This window comes from Ectothiorhodospira sp. BSL-9 (genome assembly GCF_001632845.1).
In the GTDB taxonomy this organism is placed as follows: Bacteria; Pseudomonadota; Gammaproteobacteria; order Ectothiorhodospirales; family Ectothiorhodospiraceae; genus Ectothiorhodospira.
The window spans coordinates 256,390-272,017 of sequence record NZ_CP011994.1 but is presented as its reverse complement, the minus strand read 5'-3'; the positions used below and the strand labels follow the sequence as shown (position 1 = coordinate 272,017).

Sequence of the window (15,628 nt, the reverse complement as noted above, 5' to 3'; positions counted from 1 at the left end):
GCCTCAGCCCACCCAGGCGTGTTCCGTGGTATCGATGCGGATGTCCTGACTGAAGGTTTCGCCGTTGCCCTCCACGCTGAGGGTGCCCACCCGGGTGCCGGCGGTGTCGTAATGGAAGCGGCAGTCAAAGGTGCCGGGCATCGGGATCTCCGTCTCGCAGAGGGTCTTGCCCTCGGCCACAAACCGGGCCTTGGCGCGGCCACTGCCATTCAATACGGCCTGCAGGCGAAACTCCTTGCCCACCGGGCGGCGATAAAACTCCGGGTCGCGATTGGGGTTGTACTGCAGGTTGTTGAGCTTGACGAGCTTGACCAGTGCCATCGGGTTCCCCGGTGTTGTCTTGTTTAAGGTTATGATTATATAACCAAGCGTCCATGCACAGTCCATAGCCCGGGAACCTCGTGACCGAAAAAAACCATCTCATCCCCGGTGCCGCCACCCGCGCCGCCACCCAGGCCTACGCCGAGGCCCACCAGGCAGCCGGCCGTGTGGCCGAGGGCCATTACAGCGACTTCCCCCGCGAACACCTGCAGCTATCCAGCCTGGGCGTGGGCAGCTTTGGCGGCGAGCCCAGCCCGGCGGTGGACGCCCGCATCAGCGCCGTGGTGGCCCGGGCCCTGACCCATGGCATCAACGTGATCGACACCGGCGCCCACTATCGCTACGGCCGCTCCCTGGCGGCGGTAGGGGCCGGGGTGCGCACCGCCCTGGAGGCCGGCATCCCACGGGAGGCCATGTTCCTGGTCTCCAAGGGGGGCTTTCTCACCCTGCGGGGTGGCCCGCCCGCCGACATGGCCCAATGGTTCCAGGACGAGATCACCGCCCAGGGGTTGGGCACTCGCGAGCAACTGGCCAAGGGCGCCCACCTGCTCACCCCCGAGTACCTGAACTACCAACTGGAACTCTCCCGCCACCTCATGGGCGTGGACACCCTGGACGCCTTCCTGGTGGACCAGCCCGAGGTCCACATCCCCGAGCGCGGCAAGGAGGCCACCCTGCAGCGGCTGGAGCCCGTATTCGAAATGCTGGAGCGCGCCGTACAGGAAGGCCGCATCCAACGCTACGGCATCACCAGCTTCGAGAGCTTCCGCGTGGAGACCGACGCCCCCCTGTTCCTCTCCCTCACCTCGCTCGTAGGCCTGGCCGAACGCGCCGCCCACACCGTCACCGGCAACCCCCAGGCCCGACACCACTTCAAGCTCGTGATGATGCCCTTCAACCAGGTGATGCTGGAAGGCTTCACCCGCTTCAACACCGCCACCGGCCAGGGCAACGTGGCCTCACCCATCCAGGCCGCGCATCAGCTTCAGCTCTATGTGATGGCGTCGCACTCCCTGCTCAAGGGGCATCTGGCGGCGCAGTCCGTGGACACGGTTGCGCGTGCTTTGGTGGATCTGCCTAATCCTGCCCAAAGGGCACTGCAATTCAATCGATCGACGCCCGGGGTGGGGACGAGCCTGACAGGCATCAGCACGCCGGAGCATCTGGAGGATGTGTTGGCGGTGGCGGAGTTGGGGGTGATGGCGAGGGGGGGTATTTGGGGATGTTTGAGAGGGTGGGGGAGTAGGTGGTGGTGGCTGGACTTGGAGGCGATTAACTCCACAGGCCCTTATATGGTGCAACCAGGGTCGCTAATCGTGGGTAATGCGCCGACAAGCGCATGCCTGAAACCTGAAATGGGTCACAAAATCAGCTAATCTTTGACGCTCCAACACCCAACGGTACAGGACATGGAGCACACGGAGCCCGAGCAGCCTGAATGGTGCAAAGCAGGCGAGGGTAGATACCTGGGGAAGGCCCCGCTGGCCAGACAGCATAGGGCACGGCGTGTCGTTTCAGACATCCAGGGGACTTCTCACGGCAAGGCCTCCACGGTTCAACACATGGGTATAAATCTGTGTGGTGGACACATCGCTGTGCCCCAGCAGTTCCTGAACGGTTCTGATGTCGTAACCCTGCTCCAGCAAATGGGTCGCGAAACTGTGCCGCAAGGTGTGGCAACTGGCTTTCTTGTGAATGCCCGCCCTTCTAGCGGCACCTTTGACGGACTTCTGCACAGCGGTTTCGTGCAGGTGGTGGCGTCGGGCTTTTCCCGAGCGAGGGTCTACCGAGAGCCGACCGCTGGGAAACACAAACTGCCAGCGCCATTCGCGAGGGGCATTGGGATACTTGCGCGCCAGCGCATCGGGCAGGACTGTTTCCCCCAATCCCTGCTCAACATCCCTGGCATGCAGTGCACGCACGGCTTCCAGGTGCTCCGTCAACGGGCCAACCAGCGATTCCGGCAAGGGCACGATCCGGTCCTTATTCCCCTTGCCGCATCTCACCACGATCAATCCCCGGTCAAATTCTACGTCCTGCACGCGAAGCCGCAGACATTCCATCAGTCTCATGCCAGTTCCGTAGAGCAAAGAGGCGACCAGGGAGGGAACCCCCGACAATTCGCCAAGCAAACGCCGCACCTCGTCCCTGGAGAGCACCGAGGGCAATCGCCTGGGGCGTTTGGCCTTGGAAAAGGGGCCAATATCGCCAAGGGGTTGCTCAAGCACCTTGCTGAACAGGAAGACCAGCGCGTTCAACGCCTGGTTCTGAGTGCTGGCCGCCACGTTCCGTGTGACCGCCAGATACTGGAGGAAATCCGCTACCTGCGCAGGCCCCAAGCTACTGGGAGGCTGTCCATCGGAATGATGGATGAATCGGCAAATCCAGCCCATATAGGTTTTTTCTGTCCGGATGGACATATTGCGCGTTCGCATCACGGTGATCAGTTTTTCAAAAACCGGCTGATGCGCCAGGATCAGGGGCGCAAACCGTTTTTGTAACTGTTCAGGCTCCCTGCCCGCAGTCTGCCCATTTTTCCCTCGATAGGCTATCCTGCCCTGTATGAAGCTCCAGCGCCCCACGCAAGCAGAACTCGACGGCATGACCCATGCGCAGAAGGATGCGCTGATCCTGCAGTTGTTCGATGCGCTGGAGACGCTCAGTGCCCGATTGGCCGAGTTGGAGAAGAAGGTCGAGAAGAACAGTCGCAACTCCAGCAAGCCTCCATCCTCGGACGGTCCACGCAAAGGTCCGGCCCAACCGCGGCAAAAGGGCCAAAGATCCAGTGGTGGCCAAAAAGGCCACAAAGGCGCGACCCGGCAGATGGTGGATAACCCGGATGCGGTGGAGGAACTGCTGCCCCAGGGTCGCTGTGCGTGTGGTTGCGATCTGGGCGTGTTGCCGGCCACGATGAAGGAACGTCGCCAGCAGATTGAAATTCCCGAGCCTCGGGCCATTTATACCGAATTCCGACGGATGCAAGTGGTGTGCGGCTGTGGCCGTCGCCATCTGGGCGAGTTTCCGGCGGGTGTGACGCCCAACATCAGCTATGGTCCGCGCCTGAAGGCCTATGCGATTGGCCTGAACCAGGGGCATTTTGTCGCCTTGCAGCGTACCAGTCAGATTCTGGGAGACCAGTATGGCGTGGCGCCCTCCGCAGGGACGTTGCAGAACTGGATTCTGGGGATGGCCGATGGCCTGGAGGCGACCTATCAGGCGGCCGGTGACCAGATCCGTCAGGCCGCCGTGGCCCATTTCGATGAGAGCGGGCTGCGGGTGCAGGGTCGACTGCACTGGCTCCACGTGGCCGCCACGACCGATGCGGTGTACTACACGGCCCACACCAAGCGGGGGCATGAGGCCATGGATGAGGCCGGTATTCTTCCCCACTTCAAAGGGGTGGCGGTGCATGATCACTGGGCTCCCTACTGGCGCTACAAGGACTGCGAGCATGTCCTGTGCAATGCCCATCATCTTCGAGAATTGAATTACAGCGATGAGCTCACCGGCCATCTCTGGCCACGCCTGCTCCGAGAATCGCTGCTCCAGGCCAATGACGCCGTGGCACAGGCCAAGGCAAAGGGCCTGACCACCTTGCCAAGCGACCAGGTCGACTCCTTTCTCAAGGCCTACGACGAACAGGTGGCCGAGGGATTGGCGGCCAAGCCGGTCAAAGTGCCTGATGATGGCAGCCGGCGGCGTATCAAGCAGCATCCCGCCACCAACCTGCTCGTGAGGTTGCGTGACTTTCGCGAGTCCATCTGGCGCTTCCTGACCGATTGGCGAATCCCCTTCACCAACAACCTCGCCGAGCGGATGGTGCGCCCCATCAAGGTGAAGCTGAAGGTCATCGGCGGCTTCCGGGCCATGGGTGGCACCCGGGCTTTCTGCATCATTCGCTCGGTATGGGAAACCAGCAAGCTACGCGGACAGAACCCCTTCGAAGTCCTGCGGCTGGCTGCGACAGCCTGAACAGCTACCCGTTTTTCACCCACATGCTGGGCGAACTCAGACGCTGGGATATCCCCACGAAATCATGCAGGGATCCCAGCGGCAAACACAGTTCGTATGGCCGATCTGATGCGGTGTAAGGTGTCGTCGAGGATGTTGGCGGATTCCCGCCGCAATATCCTCAATCCCAGGAAAAAGTGGGATAACACCCGTCGCTTGGCCGTGTTCGGCTGGTAATGACGGTGGCGTCCCTCGTGCTCTGCTGCCAAGCCCACCAACCAGGCTGCGAAGCTGGCCAGGGCAGCAATCAGCAACAGCACATCAAATCGTTGCGCGGAGCGGGACCTGGAGCGATTCACGCCAAGTCCATAATGCTCGTTCTTGCTGGCTCGAAAATCCTCTTCAATCTGCATCCTCAGCGAATAGAGGGCTATCACCCGGTCGGTGATCTTCGACCCTCCTGGCAGGGAGGTAGCAATCACCCAGGGTTCCCGTTCGCCCGCTGCATGCGCGCGACTCTTGCCGCTCTGGGCACGCTGACCAGACCGGGTCGCATGAATACGCCCTTGGAGAGTCTTGCGCAGGCCATACACCTGGCACACCAACGAATCGTTACGAGTCATGGCAAAGGCACCCATGTGGGTCGGCTGATTCTCATCCAGCAAGCACCCCAACTCGCGGGTATTGAGCCAGGTGTCCTCGCCTGGCCGCGTCATCTGGACCAGGCCTCGCGCTCGGCCCACCCAGTCCCAGCCCAAGGCCTCCACGGCGCGAAACCAGGGTTTCTTGAAGCCGGCGTCCGTGACGATCACCGGGCAGACTCCGGCGGGCAAAACCTCCGAGAGGTGCTTCAAAAAATCCTCCTGAATCTGGCGGTTCGCGTACTTGGCCTGAGGGTGGCACTCCTGGTACAGGGTTCTTCCCTGGCCACCCACGGGCACCGAGGCGCGCAACACGTGAATGCTCTCATCCACTGCCACCGGCGACCAATCCACCAGAATCACCGGGCGCTCTTCCTGGCCAACCAGCCAGTGAGCCATGGCCTGATAAACCGTCGCCGCCTCTTGATGCATCCTGGGGTTACCCACCAGCCGATCCATCTGCTTGATGCTCGCCTTTTCTGTGATCTGCCGCTGCGATGCCCGGCCAAGACCGGTAACCGAGGTGGTCTGCCCGTCCAGGGCCGCCGCCGTCGCGGTCAACAGCGCGTTGAAGCGGGTGCGGTGAATGGATTGACAAGCAACCCCCAAGTTTGCGTGAATCAGGTCCGTGGCGTGCATCGGCTTGTTTCGTGCTTCTTTTTCGGCTTCGTAACCTTAAAGAATCACGATCTTGCCGGTGCATGTCCACCCCTACCTCCTCTTATCCCACTGTTTCACAAGGAATTCTGCCTGCGAAAACGTGGGGATACCTCAGACTCAGACGGCGTGAGCGGTACATATTCCCGGGCCAGGGTCGCGTGCTGGGGTTCCAGCGCTCTGGCCGATGCACGCCAGTAGTCCCAGTCGAAAGTCTGGCTCCATTCCGTGTGTGCCAACTTATACAGAATCTGTATAGCATCGATGACCTGCAGGTACTGCCAGGGCTTCAGGCTGGGGGATTCGCCTACCTTGAGCAGATAGGCCGATACATCGTCAGAGGTGAGGGAAGCGAGTCGTCGGCGAGGAAAAGCACGGATGAACTGCTCCGCCCGAATCCGATACCAACGTACCGAGTCAGGCTTAATTCCTTTTTGAATCAGATGCTTGCTGAACCGAGACCAGAAAGCGCGCTCTTTCTCCGTAAGAGTGGGGGTGGCCATGTCCTTGGCTCCGCTCATGAGGTGTAGGTGATGCTTGATGATGCAACACCCGGGGTATGGCTGGCAACCTTCGGCGCATTACGCAGGCAAAGCCTGAAGCCATGCTATGCGGAATCTGTCTATCCTGGGGAAGGCGGATTCCGTCCAATTAACTGTTATGTTGCTAGGGAGGTTCACAGAAATTGGACACATCTGAGCTGAACAAGCTACTCGCGAAAGAATACCTCTACCTACAAAATGTAGTTCAGGAATTCGATTCGAAAGCGATCACCATAAAGACTTGGAGTGTTACGTTTAGCCTCGCCGCATTGGGCGGAGCCTACGCTGTAAATGTGCCGCTCGTTCTTCTACTTGCCACAATCAGCGCCTTGCTGTTTTGGTTGCTTGAAGGATATTGGAAACTATTTCAATACGCATATTATCAGCGTACCGGAGAAATAGAAGATCATTTCTCTGGGGAGAAGACTCTTCTTGCACCAATGCAGATTGGAAGAGTTTGGAATAAGAGACTGAAAACTGGAGGAACGAAGCGTCTATTGCGTATTATGTTCCGGGCCCATGTAGCGCTTCCTCACGTAATTGTAATCCTTCTTGGCCTGCTGTTTTCCATCTTGCATGTGGCCAATATTTTCACAGTGAACATTAGATAACGCAACATAACATGGCGCTCAAGTTCGTTCCGCGCTTCGCGCTCCACCGGACGCGGCTAAAGCCGCGCCGCTTAGCTTAAACGTTAGCTGTAAAAGGAACGGAGAGAATATGAGGCGCGGTTACGGAAAAATAGCAATTTTCGCTGAAAAAGACTTGAGAGATTACATGAAGGAAAGAAAATCCTCAGTAATTCATTCCATCGAAAATGAACAGGATGACTACCTTCTTAACGTGAATGAATCCGACTATGTAAGGTACAAGGTAGACGAGGCGTTTGTTGACCCTTTGGAGATTCATGTAGACCAGATTTATGCTTCGTCATCGGAGCAAATGATTCCAGCTGAGTATTTTCCGCAATCGTTCCATGTTTACTCAGGGAAAAGCTATAAGAAAGATGTGATTAAATTCCACATTCCGTTTAGCGGTAACCTAGACCTCCTTAGATGCGCTCCTAGTACACGAGTCTTATGGTCGATGGATGTGGAGATTGCAGGTAACGAATTTTCATTTGAAATAATAAATTTTAGTGATAATGCAGAAAGCATAGGCCGAGATAGAGATTCAAACATCCGAAGCATTATGCAGCAACTTGGGAACGTTTCCTCAGAAGTGGAGCGTTATAACTCGGTCTTACATTCACAAATTAAACAAGCGTTTGAAGCAAGAAAGCAGAGAATCCTAGCAAAAAGTAATGTGCTGGCTTCTTTAGGTGTACCTATTAAAAAGGCTGGCAATGTTTCTTCAACATTTTCTGTTCCCACACCGCAAAAGCGTAAGAAAGTAACTTTCAGTCGCCCTGCTGTAGCTGAGACTGGCTACAAGCCCGAGCCAAGCCTTGATCAATCAGCATATACAGACATACTTCGACTAATTCATGATGTTGGAAAAGAGTTTGAACGCCTCCCGAGCCTCTACGCAGGAAAAGAAGAAGAGCATTTAAGGGATCACTTTCTTATGATGCTTGAGCCCAATTTTGAGGGTTCTGCTACAGGTGAAACTTTTAATAAAACAGGGAAAACTGACATTCTTCTGCGTTACGAAGGTAAAAACGTGTTTATTGCGGAGTGCAAGTTTTGGCGCGGACAAAAGAATTTCTTAGATACAATCACCCAGTTACTCGGATATTTAACGTGGAGAGACTCTAAAGCCGCGGTGATCATGTTTGTACCAAATAAAGATTTTACGTCCGCCCTTGAAACTGCAAAGCAAGCTATCAGTGAGCATCAAAATTTCATCGAGTATAAAGATCAGATTGATGAGACTTGGCTAAACTACTCATTTCACCTAAATGGTGACAGAAATAGAGCGGTAAGAATCGCAGTCATGTTGTACCACACGCCAAGATAGGCAGCTAACAAGGCAATGCACGCGACGAGCGCGTGATTGCGGCGTTGGGCGGGGAGCAAATGAGACCATTCACAATCGTTTTGCTTGGGTTCCTACTCGTTATTTTTCTGGGTTCTGTTGCTCTAGTGGTATTTGATAACTCGGTCCTACCTACAGCAATAGAGCCTAATCAGCTTGCGGCGTACGGGACTTTTATTGGCGGAGTGCTTACTCCAATCACCATAATGGTCGCTGCATTCGCATTGTTGCAGAGAGAACGAGCGCATCAAGCTGAGATGAAAAGTTTGCAGTCGCAAAGCAACAGGCTGGATCTGATGCGCTTCGTCCAAAAAATAGAAAAAGATATTCAGGCTGAACTTGATAAGCTGACAATCAACGTCACCTATAAACAAGAGCAAGTTAATGCTACAGGAACTGATGCCTTTCTGAATATAACCTTTCTCGAATGGCGAGCCGTAATCCCCTCCGAAAAACAGGTTAAAGATAGATTACACGCATCAAACGGGCAGGTAAGTCGCAACGAGCCATTGGTCATATGCTATGAAGCTTTCAGCACAATCACTATCTATCTAAATTCGCTACGTCAGTATTGCCAGGAGCACGATAAGCTCTCCGGAACCAACATGACCACGCTGTATTTCCTTCGCAAGTATAGAGTAGGTATTGAGAGACTATCTGATCAGGGCTACGGCGTTCAAGAGTGGAAGCCAATGGCCCAACAAAATGCTCAAGCGGACGCGGGCTAAATTGGTGGCCGGTAAAGCGGGGCTAGGACCGTGGCCGCGCCGCTTATCATAGACGTTAGGTTGCAGACCATGATTTGCACAAAGTGCGGCGGGACTCGATTTAACAGCTGGAATCGTTGCATGGAATGCCGTAACCAGCGCGCGAAAGTTCGGGCCGAGAGAATCAAGAAAAATGGCGGCTCTCATACAAGCGCCGAATGGAAGTCTCTTCTTGCAAGCAGTCCGACCTGCGCAGTGTGTGGCAGATCATGGGCTGTGATTCCTCCTCGACCTGATCCACGTTACAAACACCCCTGGACCAAGGGGCACAAAACGCCGATTTATCACGGTGGATCGGACGACATTTCCAATATTCAGGCAGAGTGCTACGAATGCAACTTTCGCAAGAATGCTGGAGCGCTCAGCCGTGCACCGGTAGGACCTGCTAAATCAGTTCAGCAACTCAAAATGGAAATTAATATGCCTGTCGCGCAAGAGCGAATATCCAGAAGATTCAGTTTTGTTCTCAACAATGGGACGGAAGTTTTTCCGGTTCAAATGAAGAGGCGTGAGACTGGAACTATCGCATTCAGAATTTCTGCTGGCGGGACGGTCGGCAATACTCTTGAGGCCAGCGAAGAGGTGGACGAAGAGACTATGGTGCGGAAGGTGCTCGAAGAAGGCTTCGCGGTTCGCTGCAAATCGCTGGATGGAAATACGAACGGCTTATACAAGCACGGTCATCGGTCGGTGCGTGAAGTCCGCCGTAATGCAACCTAACAAGGCAATGCACCGGACGCCAAAAAGCTGCGCTTTTTGGCGTCCGGTGATTTTCAACGTTCGACCGCAGGAGAGATCGGATGGCATTTGAACTGAAGCAGATTGTACCCTGGGGTCGATCGTTCCAAGAATACGTGGACATTTTTGCACTCTCGAAGGATGACCTCACTAGGCCAATTCTTGGGTGCGGTGATGGTCCTGCCGGTTTCAATGCCGAGTTGACAAGGCGCGGAGGCGCGGTTGTTTCGGTAGATCCGCTCTACGCATTTGGAGCAGAAGATATCCGACAACGAATCGACGAGACGTTTAATGATGTTATACGGCAAACACGTCAGAACGAAGCTGAGTTCGTCTGGGAGCACATCCACTCCGTTGAAGAACTGGGCAAGGTTCGGATGGCGGCGATGCGTGACTTCCTTGAAGACTACCCACAAGGCCGGAGCAGCGGGAGATATCTCGCGCAGTCCGCTCCCGCCTTGGCTTTTCCTGATGACAGCTTCGGCCTTGCGTTGGCTTCACACTTCCTGTTTCTTTATAGCGACCATCTCGATCTCAAGTTCCATCTTGAGACCATTACCGAACTGAGTCGCGTGTCCGGAGAAGTGCGGATATTTCCCCTCCTTCAGCTGGGAGCCACGCCCTCCCCTCACGTCGATCCGGTAATGAAGCACTTTCGGGCTATGGGGTACGAGGTTATGCAGGTACAGGTCTCCTACGAATTCCAGCGAGGCGGGAATCAGATGCTTAAGATTAGAAAAGTCGAACAAGGCCTTCCAGTCGACGCCGAGGACGGCGCGGCTGAAGGCAGGCGTTAACTGTCTCTATCTATGAAATTAGTAACCTGGAACTGTAATGGGGCACTGAGACGAAAGCTTGCAGAAGCAGAGATCTTGCAAGCTGATGTCTTGGTGGTTCAGGAATGCGAAGACCCTGCGCTATCAACTCCCGCCTATAAGGATTGGGCAGGCTCATACCTGTGGGTGGGCGAGTCAAAAAATCGTGGTATCGGCATTTTTCCTCGAAACGGTCATCGAGTTGAAAAGTTAGATTGGAGCCGCAGTTTTTCTGTGCCTGGGCTGCTGAGCAAGAGTGAAACACTGAATTGGAACACGGAAGATCTCAGGCTTTTTCTACCTTTCACCATCGACGGAGATTTCACTGTGCTGGCCGTCTGGACGAAGGGGCGCAATGAAGAAGCATTTGGCTACATGGGGCAATTCTGGAAGTACCTTCAGAACCACCGTGAAGACCTTAGCGGGCCAAAGACAGTCATGCTCGGCGATTTTAATAGCAATGTGCGCTGGGATAAGCCTGACCGTTGGTGGAATCATTCGGACGTGGTTGCTGAGCTTAACGAGATGGGTTTCAAGAGCCAGTATCATCGAGTCTTCGAGGAAGAGCAGGGAAACGAGACCAGCCCAACATTTTTCTTGCAGCGGAACCGCGAGAAGGCGTACCACATTGATTATGTTTTTACTTCGTCTGATTTCACGGAAGAATGTACTTTGCAGGTCGGTCAGCATGACGAGTGGATTTCAATAAGTGACCACGTGCCATTGACGTTGAGCATCAACAGTTAACAATCGGCTGCACAGCGACCGATTTTCCGCCGCTTCGCGGCTCCAAGCCGGCGCGTGAGCCGGGTGTTAGGCTACAGAATAATACTGGAGAAATAGTGGACATACTCGGATTGGTAATTGGTGTCGCTGGCATTATTGCATCCGTATTTTTTGGAGTTAAGGCGAAGAAGCTTGAAGAGCGTATTCGTAGATTTACGTGGCAAGATGTAGAAAATGCGGTTGAATATATATACCAAAAAGGTATTTCAGAATATAAGCCTGATAGAATACTTACAGTTTCCGCGCCAGGCTGCACTATCGCAAGTCTGTTAATGGCAAAAAAGGGAGTTTATCTTCCTCTTCACGTTGCAATACCAAATAAGAACGGGACTGTACCAAAGACAAAGTTGACTGTTTCAACGACGAAATGGGATATAGCGTTTTCTAGTGAATTCTTGAAAAACAAGAACGAGAAAATTCTGATTGTAGATGGTGCATCGCTTACCGGCGATACAATAAAAGAAGTAACAGAATATTTAATCGGAAAAGGGTTTGATTCTGATAACTTGCGCTGGGCCACCTTGCTAGCTACAGAATTGTCTATAGACGCAGGTAAAGCACCAAATTGGTTTCGATATCGTGTGCCTGATTCCAGCGTATATTTACCCTGGGGAAAGGTTCTGGGGCCTGGTTTATGAGTAGCATTTGCCTAGGGATTAACCCCGCATTTGATGCATCTGCAGTTCTTTTAATCGATGGAGAGCCCGTAGCTTCTATCGCGGAAGAACGAATTACAAAGAAAAAACACCATTCATATTCAGTTTTTAACTGTATTGCAAAAGTCCTTAATGACTATGCAGTTAAATATGAAGAACTAGACGCTGTAGTTGTGTGCAGACACGGACTGGAAGAGTGTCTCAAAAATGAAGAAAGCAAGATTGCTTTACAAAAACTAAAAGAACAGTCAAAGCAGTATTGTGTATGTGAAAGCCACCACCTGCTCCACGCTTATAGTGTCTATTATTCATCCGGGTTTAGACAAAGCTCCATTCTCGTTATGGATGGTTTAGGCACGCATATTAAGTATTTGAGTGACCTTGGAGCTTGCCCAATAGAAAACGAGAGTATATTTTCTGGAAAGTATTTAGGGACAGCGCATGAAAGCATGACTATTTATAATGCAGTTGGTCATCGGGTGCATCCAGTATTGCGCCGCCTGTCAACTCATAACACAGGGCAGTTTTCTAAAGAAGATATCAGCATTGGCCGTTTATATAGCTATGTTTCAAAGAAAATTTTTGGATCCCGTTTTGATGCTGGGAAAACGATGGGGTTAGCACCGTACGGAAAAGACAAGGACTGGAAGCGGGCTATAGCAATCAGTCGGAATAATGTTTGCGTAAAGTCTTCATTCTTACAAGAGGTCGATTCAACATCTAAAAGCGATGTGATGCATTATGCCGATCTAGCCAGTGTTACTCAGATAGCTGTAGAAGAAGCTGTTCTCTTTAGAGCCAAGCAAGCAAGAATGTTGACTGGTCAGAATTATTTATGTGTTTCTGGCGGCGTCTTTTTAAATTGTGTCGCAAACAATAGGTTGGTTTGTGATTCTGGATTCAAGAATATTTTTTGTATTTCAGCTGCTGGCGATGATGGCATAGCGCTAGGAGCAGCAATCTATGCACATGTTGAAGTGCTACAGCAGGAGTATGAGCCGAAGACATTCAGCCCATACTTGGGGCCTAGGACTGACACTGGTGATTCAGCTAATTACCCTGAAGGGATGATATATGAAGATAGAGGAGAATTGATCTCCTACGTTGCCAAAAAGTTGGCGCAGGGGCATGTCATTGCGTGGCACTGGGGAAGGTCTGAATATGGACCGCGTGCGCTGGGAAATCGAAGCATTCTAGCTTCACCAGCGAGAGTCGGGGTCAAGGATGAGGTGGACCCCAAGATTCGGACCAGGGGTTAAGCTCTGATCATTCCGACAGGAGAATCTGATCATGAGCAGGAAACGCAAGCAATACAGCGCCGACTTCAAGGCCAAGGTGGCCCTTGAAGCCCTCAAAGGGGAACAGACCACCTCGGAGCTGGCAGCCCGCTTCGAGATCCATCCGACCATGGTGAGTCAGTGGCGGCGTGAGTTGCTGGACAAGGCGACGGGGATCTTCGAGGGCAAGGGTGGGGGCAAGGCGGCCCAGAAGACTCAGGAGGAGATCGACACCCTGTACCGTGAGATCGGCAAGCTGACGGTGGAACGCGATTTTTTATCACGCAGGCTCGGTCGTTGAGCCGGGCCCAGCGACAGGCCCTGGTGGAGCCGCAGGCGGTTGATGTCAGCGTCCGGCGACAGTGTCAGTTGCTCGACATCAGCCGTTCTTCGGTGTACTACCGGCCCAAGCCGACCCAGGATAGCGACCTGGAGCTGATGCGCCTGATTGACGAGGAATACCTGCGAAGGCCGTTCTATGGTTCGCGGCGGATGAGGGCCTACCTCAACCGCTTGAGCCACCCGGTAAACCGCAAGCGAGTCCAGCGGCTGATGCGCCAGATGGGCCTGCACGCCGTGTATCCGAGGCCGCGCACCAGTCGACCGGGCGAGGGCCACCAGATCTATCCCTACCTGCTGCGGGATCTGGTGATCGATCGTCCCAACCAGGTCTGGGCGACCGATGTGACGTTCATCCCGATGGCCCGGGGGTTCATGTACCTGGTGGCCATCATGGACTGGCACAGTCGTCGTGTGCTCTCCTGGCGTGTGTCGAACACCCTGGACACCGACTTCTGCATTGATGCCCTTGAGGAGGCTCTGGCACGCCATGGGCGACCCGAGATATTCAACACGGACCAAGGCTGCCAGTTCACCAGCAAGGCGTTCACCCAGGTGCTGAAAGACCACAAAATCCAGATCAGCATGGACGGTAAGGGCTGTTACCAGGACAACATCTTTGTGGAGCGGCTCTGGCGCAGCGTGAAGTACGAGTGCGTCTACCTGAAGGCCTTTGATAATGGCGTCCACTTACGCCAGGATCTGAAGCAGTACTTCACCTGGTACAACGCCGAGCGGCCCCATCAGGGGCTGGACGACGCAACACCGGATGAGGTTTACTTCAACCAACCTCTGACTCGGGCGGCCTGACGCCTGAGAGCTACAACCCCGGTTAGAGCTTAACCCCCCTGTCAGGTGGTCCAGTGGATGGGGTCCACTTCAGGATTACATTAACTTAAAAATCAAGAAGCGTGAGTTGTTCCGCCCTCTTGCTCCAGTGGTTATTGAAGAAAGCTTCAGCCGTTTTTTTGATGGCATGCCTTCCCGACTAACCTCTCTAATGCTCCAAGCTGTGCCAGTAACCCAGAAATACAGGGATCAACTAGAAGAGATTACACATATAGATGGGACCGCTAGAGTTCAATCATTACATTTAAATGATAATCCGCTATTACACAACTTATTAATGGAGCATGGGAATATAACAGGGATTCCTATACTTCTAAACACAAGCTTGAATGGTAATGGTATGCCGATAACTGAAAGACCAGAAGATACATATGATCTATTTTTAAACACCGATATTGATATTGCTGTTATTAATGGAACAATATTTGAAAAGCCTAACAATAGCGTCAACTCGGACAGCGTAAAGCTACGCCACTTCGTTCTGTAGTTTTACGCTGCCGGTTACGCTGGACGTTAAGACGCAAAGAGAGGCTGTGTGAAGCTCGAGACTCAAGTAACCGGTAATATCGGTTTGTATTATGTCTGCTACCACCTTTCCCGAATGGGGTGGAATGTGATGCCAACTGCAAGGAACGCCCGAGGTATAGACCTAATTGCCTATGACAAAACTGGCAGAGAGTTTATTGGCGTTCAGGTGAAAGCACTTACAAAGCGAGCTCCTGTACCGCTTGGGTCGAGCTTAGATAAGATCATGGGAGACTGGTGGGTCATTGTTAACAACATTGGCAAAGACCCGAAAACTTATGTTCTTGGCCCAGACGAGGTCAAGGAGTTGGCTCACCGAGGCGAGAAGGATGGCCGCGTCAGTTATTGGCTTCAGCCAAGATCGTACTGCGTGGATGAGTACAGCGAAGCCTGGGAGAGGATCGGGGAAAAAAAGTGAAGGACAGGCACTCTTGAGTGTTGGCACTCTTGAGTGTTCGAGCGATTCCCGATATGTCAAACGTAAGCGCCAGAGAATCAGCACCTACCCTGCCGGCCTGAGATTGACCACACTGATCCCCCACAGTCTCAGGAGGAATCAGTATGGCCGGCAAGCGAGCTGAACTTTGGCAGGAGCATATCACGCAGTGGCGGTCGTCCGGATTATCCGGGATGGCCTACTGCAAGCAGGAGTCGCTGGCCTATGGCCGGTTTGTGTATTGGCGCAAGTTATGCCCAGTTCTCGATTATGCGCAGTTATTCGGACGCTTTATCTGTAACGCACTGACTATGAATAGAAATCTCTGCCCGGAGGAATGGGTCCACAAGA

The 15,628-nt window shown here is 53.4% G+C and carries 16 protein-coding genes and 1 pseudogene; 13 read left to right on the top strand and 4 right to left on the bottom strand.

From position 1 onward, the window contains the following. Positions 1–3: 3 nt before the first annotated feature. Positions 4–321: a hypothetical protein gene (locus ECTOBSL9_RS01360; protein ID WP_063463544.1), complete on the bottom strand. Its 318-nt coding sequence runs from the start codon at positions 319–321 to the stop codon at positions 4–6. 80 nt (positions 322–401) lie between these two features. Between ECTOBSL9_RS01360 and ECTOBSL9_RS01355 the strand changes: the two are divergent. Next, positions 402–1,567 (top strand): annotated as a pseudogene (locus tag ECTOBSL9_RS01355) (aldo/keto reductase). 268 nt (positions 1,568–1,835) lie between these two features. Here ECTOBSL9_RS01355 and ECTOBSL9_RS01350 read toward each other — a convergent pair. Continuing rightward, positions 1,836–2,903 carry an integron integrase gene (locus tag ECTOBSL9_RS01350; protein ID WP_371258992.1) on the bottom strand — a complete coding sequence of 356 codons (1,068 nt, stop codon included), beginning with the start codon at positions 2,901–2,903 and terminating at the stop codon, positions 1,836–1,838. Here ECTOBSL9_RS01350 and ECTOBSL9_RS01345 point away from each other — a divergent pair. Further along, on the top strand, positions 2,884–4,293 hold the full coding sequence (locus ECTOBSL9_RS01345) for an IS66 family transposase (protein WP_205631985.1): 1,410 nt from the start codon (positions 2,884–2,886) through the stop codon (positions 4,291–4,293). The genes ECTOBSL9_RS01350 and ECTOBSL9_RS01345 overlap by 20 nt on opposite strands. Positions 4,294–4,355: 62 nt before the next feature. Here the strand turns inward: ECTOBSL9_RS01345 and ECTOBSL9_RS01340 are convergent, their stop codons facing one another. Both ECTOBSL9_RS01340 and ECTOBSL9_RS01335 read right to left on the bottom strand, forming a co-directional pair. Then, on the bottom strand, positions 4,356–5,552 hold the full coding sequence (locus tag ECTOBSL9_RS01340; protein ID WP_063463543.1) for an IS4 family transposase: 1,197 nt from the start codon (positions 5,550–5,552) through the stop codon (positions 4,356–4,358). Between the two features lie 95 nt (positions 5,553–5,647). Continuing rightward, the gene (locus tag ECTOBSL9_RS01335) at positions 5,648–6,073 is read right to left on the bottom strand and encodes a phage integrase N-terminal SAM-like domain-containing protein (RefSeq protein ID WP_063463542.1); all 426 of its coding nucleotides are present in this window, start codon (positions 6,071–6,073) and stop codon (positions 5,648–5,650) included. A 182-nt stretch (positions 6,074–6,255) separates the two neighbouring features. Here ECTOBSL9_RS01335 and ECTOBSL9_RS01330 point away from each other — a divergent pair, with 182 nt between their 5' ends. The 11 genes from ECTOBSL9_RS01330 (at position 6,256) to ECTOBSL9_RS01290 (ending at position 15,259) form a co-directional block, all read left to right on the top strand. Beyond that, positions 6,256–6,723 carry a hypothetical protein gene (locus ECTOBSL9_RS01330; protein ID WP_063463541.1) on the top strand — a complete coding sequence of 156 codons (468 nt, stop codon included), beginning with the start codon at positions 6,256–6,258 and terminating at the stop codon, positions 6,721–6,723. Between the two features lie 109 nt (positions 6,724–6,832). After that, positions 6,833–8,071 (top strand): hypothetical protein, encoded by a 1,239-nt coding sequence (locus ECTOBSL9_RS01325; RefSeq protein WP_063463540.1) that lies wholly within the window; start codon positions 6,833–6,835, stop codon positions 8,069–8,071. A gap of 32 nt (positions 8,072–8,103) precedes the next feature. Continuing rightward, positions 8,104–8,817: a hypothetical protein gene (locus tag ECTOBSL9_RS01320; protein ID WP_063463539.1), complete on the top strand. Its 714-nt coding sequence runs from the start codon at positions 8,104–8,106 to the stop codon at positions 8,815–8,817. Positions 8,818–8,937: 120 nt separating this feature from the next. Continuing rightward, entirely contained in the window at positions 8,938–9,576 is a 639-nt protein-coding gene (locus tag ECTOBSL9_RS16320) for an HNH endonuclease signature motif containing protein (protein ID WP_168161517.1), read from the top strand. Between the two features lie 80 nt (positions 9,577–9,656). Then, the gene (locus tag ECTOBSL9_RS01310; RefSeq protein ID WP_063463537.1) at positions 9,657–10,391 is read left to right on the top strand and encodes a hypothetical protein; all 735 of its coding nucleotides are present in this window, start codon (positions 9,657–9,659) and stop codon (positions 10,389–10,391) included. A gap of 75 nt (positions 10,392–10,466) precedes the next feature. After that, a complete protein-coding gene (locus ECTOBSL9_RS01305; protein WP_240481023.1) occupies positions 10,467–11,156 on the top strand; it encodes an endonuclease/exonuclease/phosphatase family protein in 690 nt (229 codons plus the stop codon). Positions 11,157–11,251: 95 nt separating this feature from the next. Further along, positions 11,252–11,833: a hypothetical protein gene (locus ECTOBSL9_RS16795; RefSeq protein ID WP_156500010.1), complete on the top strand. Its 582-nt coding sequence runs from the start codon at positions 11,252–11,254 to the stop codon at positions 11,831–11,833. Continuing rightward, positions 11,830–13,110 carry a carbamoyltransferase N-terminal domain-containing protein gene (locus tag ECTOBSL9_RS16315; RefSeq protein WP_082829673.1) on the top strand — a complete coding sequence of 427 codons (1,281 nt, stop codon included), beginning with the start codon at positions 11,830–11,832 and terminating at the stop codon, positions 13,108–13,110. Before ECTOBSL9_RS16795 ends, ECTOBSL9_RS16315 begins: the two co-directional genes overlap by 4 nt. Before the next feature lie 31 nt (positions 13,111–13,141). Next, positions 13,142–14,277, top strand: a protein-coding gene (locus ECTOBSL9_RS01295; RefSeq protein WP_371258969.1) for an IS3 family transposase whose coding sequence is annotated in 2 segments (ribosomal slippage) — positions 13,142–13,418 and positions 13,418–14,277 — 1,137 coding nt in all. Because the reading frame shifts where the segments join, the coding sequence is not laid out codon by codon here. A 79-nt stretch (positions 14,278–14,356) separates the two neighbouring features. Continuing rightward, positions 14,357–14,803, top strand: coding sequence for a carbamoyltransferase C-terminal domain-containing protein (locus ECTOBSL9_RS16310; protein ID WP_082829672.1), 447 nt, complete (start codon positions 14,357–14,359; stop codon positions 14,801–14,803). A 48-nt stretch (positions 14,804–14,851) separates the two neighbouring features. Then, positions 14,852–15,259 carry a hypothetical protein gene (locus ECTOBSL9_RS01290; RefSeq protein ID WP_063463536.1) on the top strand — a complete coding sequence of 136 codons (408 nt, stop codon included), beginning with the start codon at positions 14,852–14,854 and terminating at the stop codon, positions 15,257–15,259. Positions 15,260–15,628 lie beyond the last annotated feature (369 nt).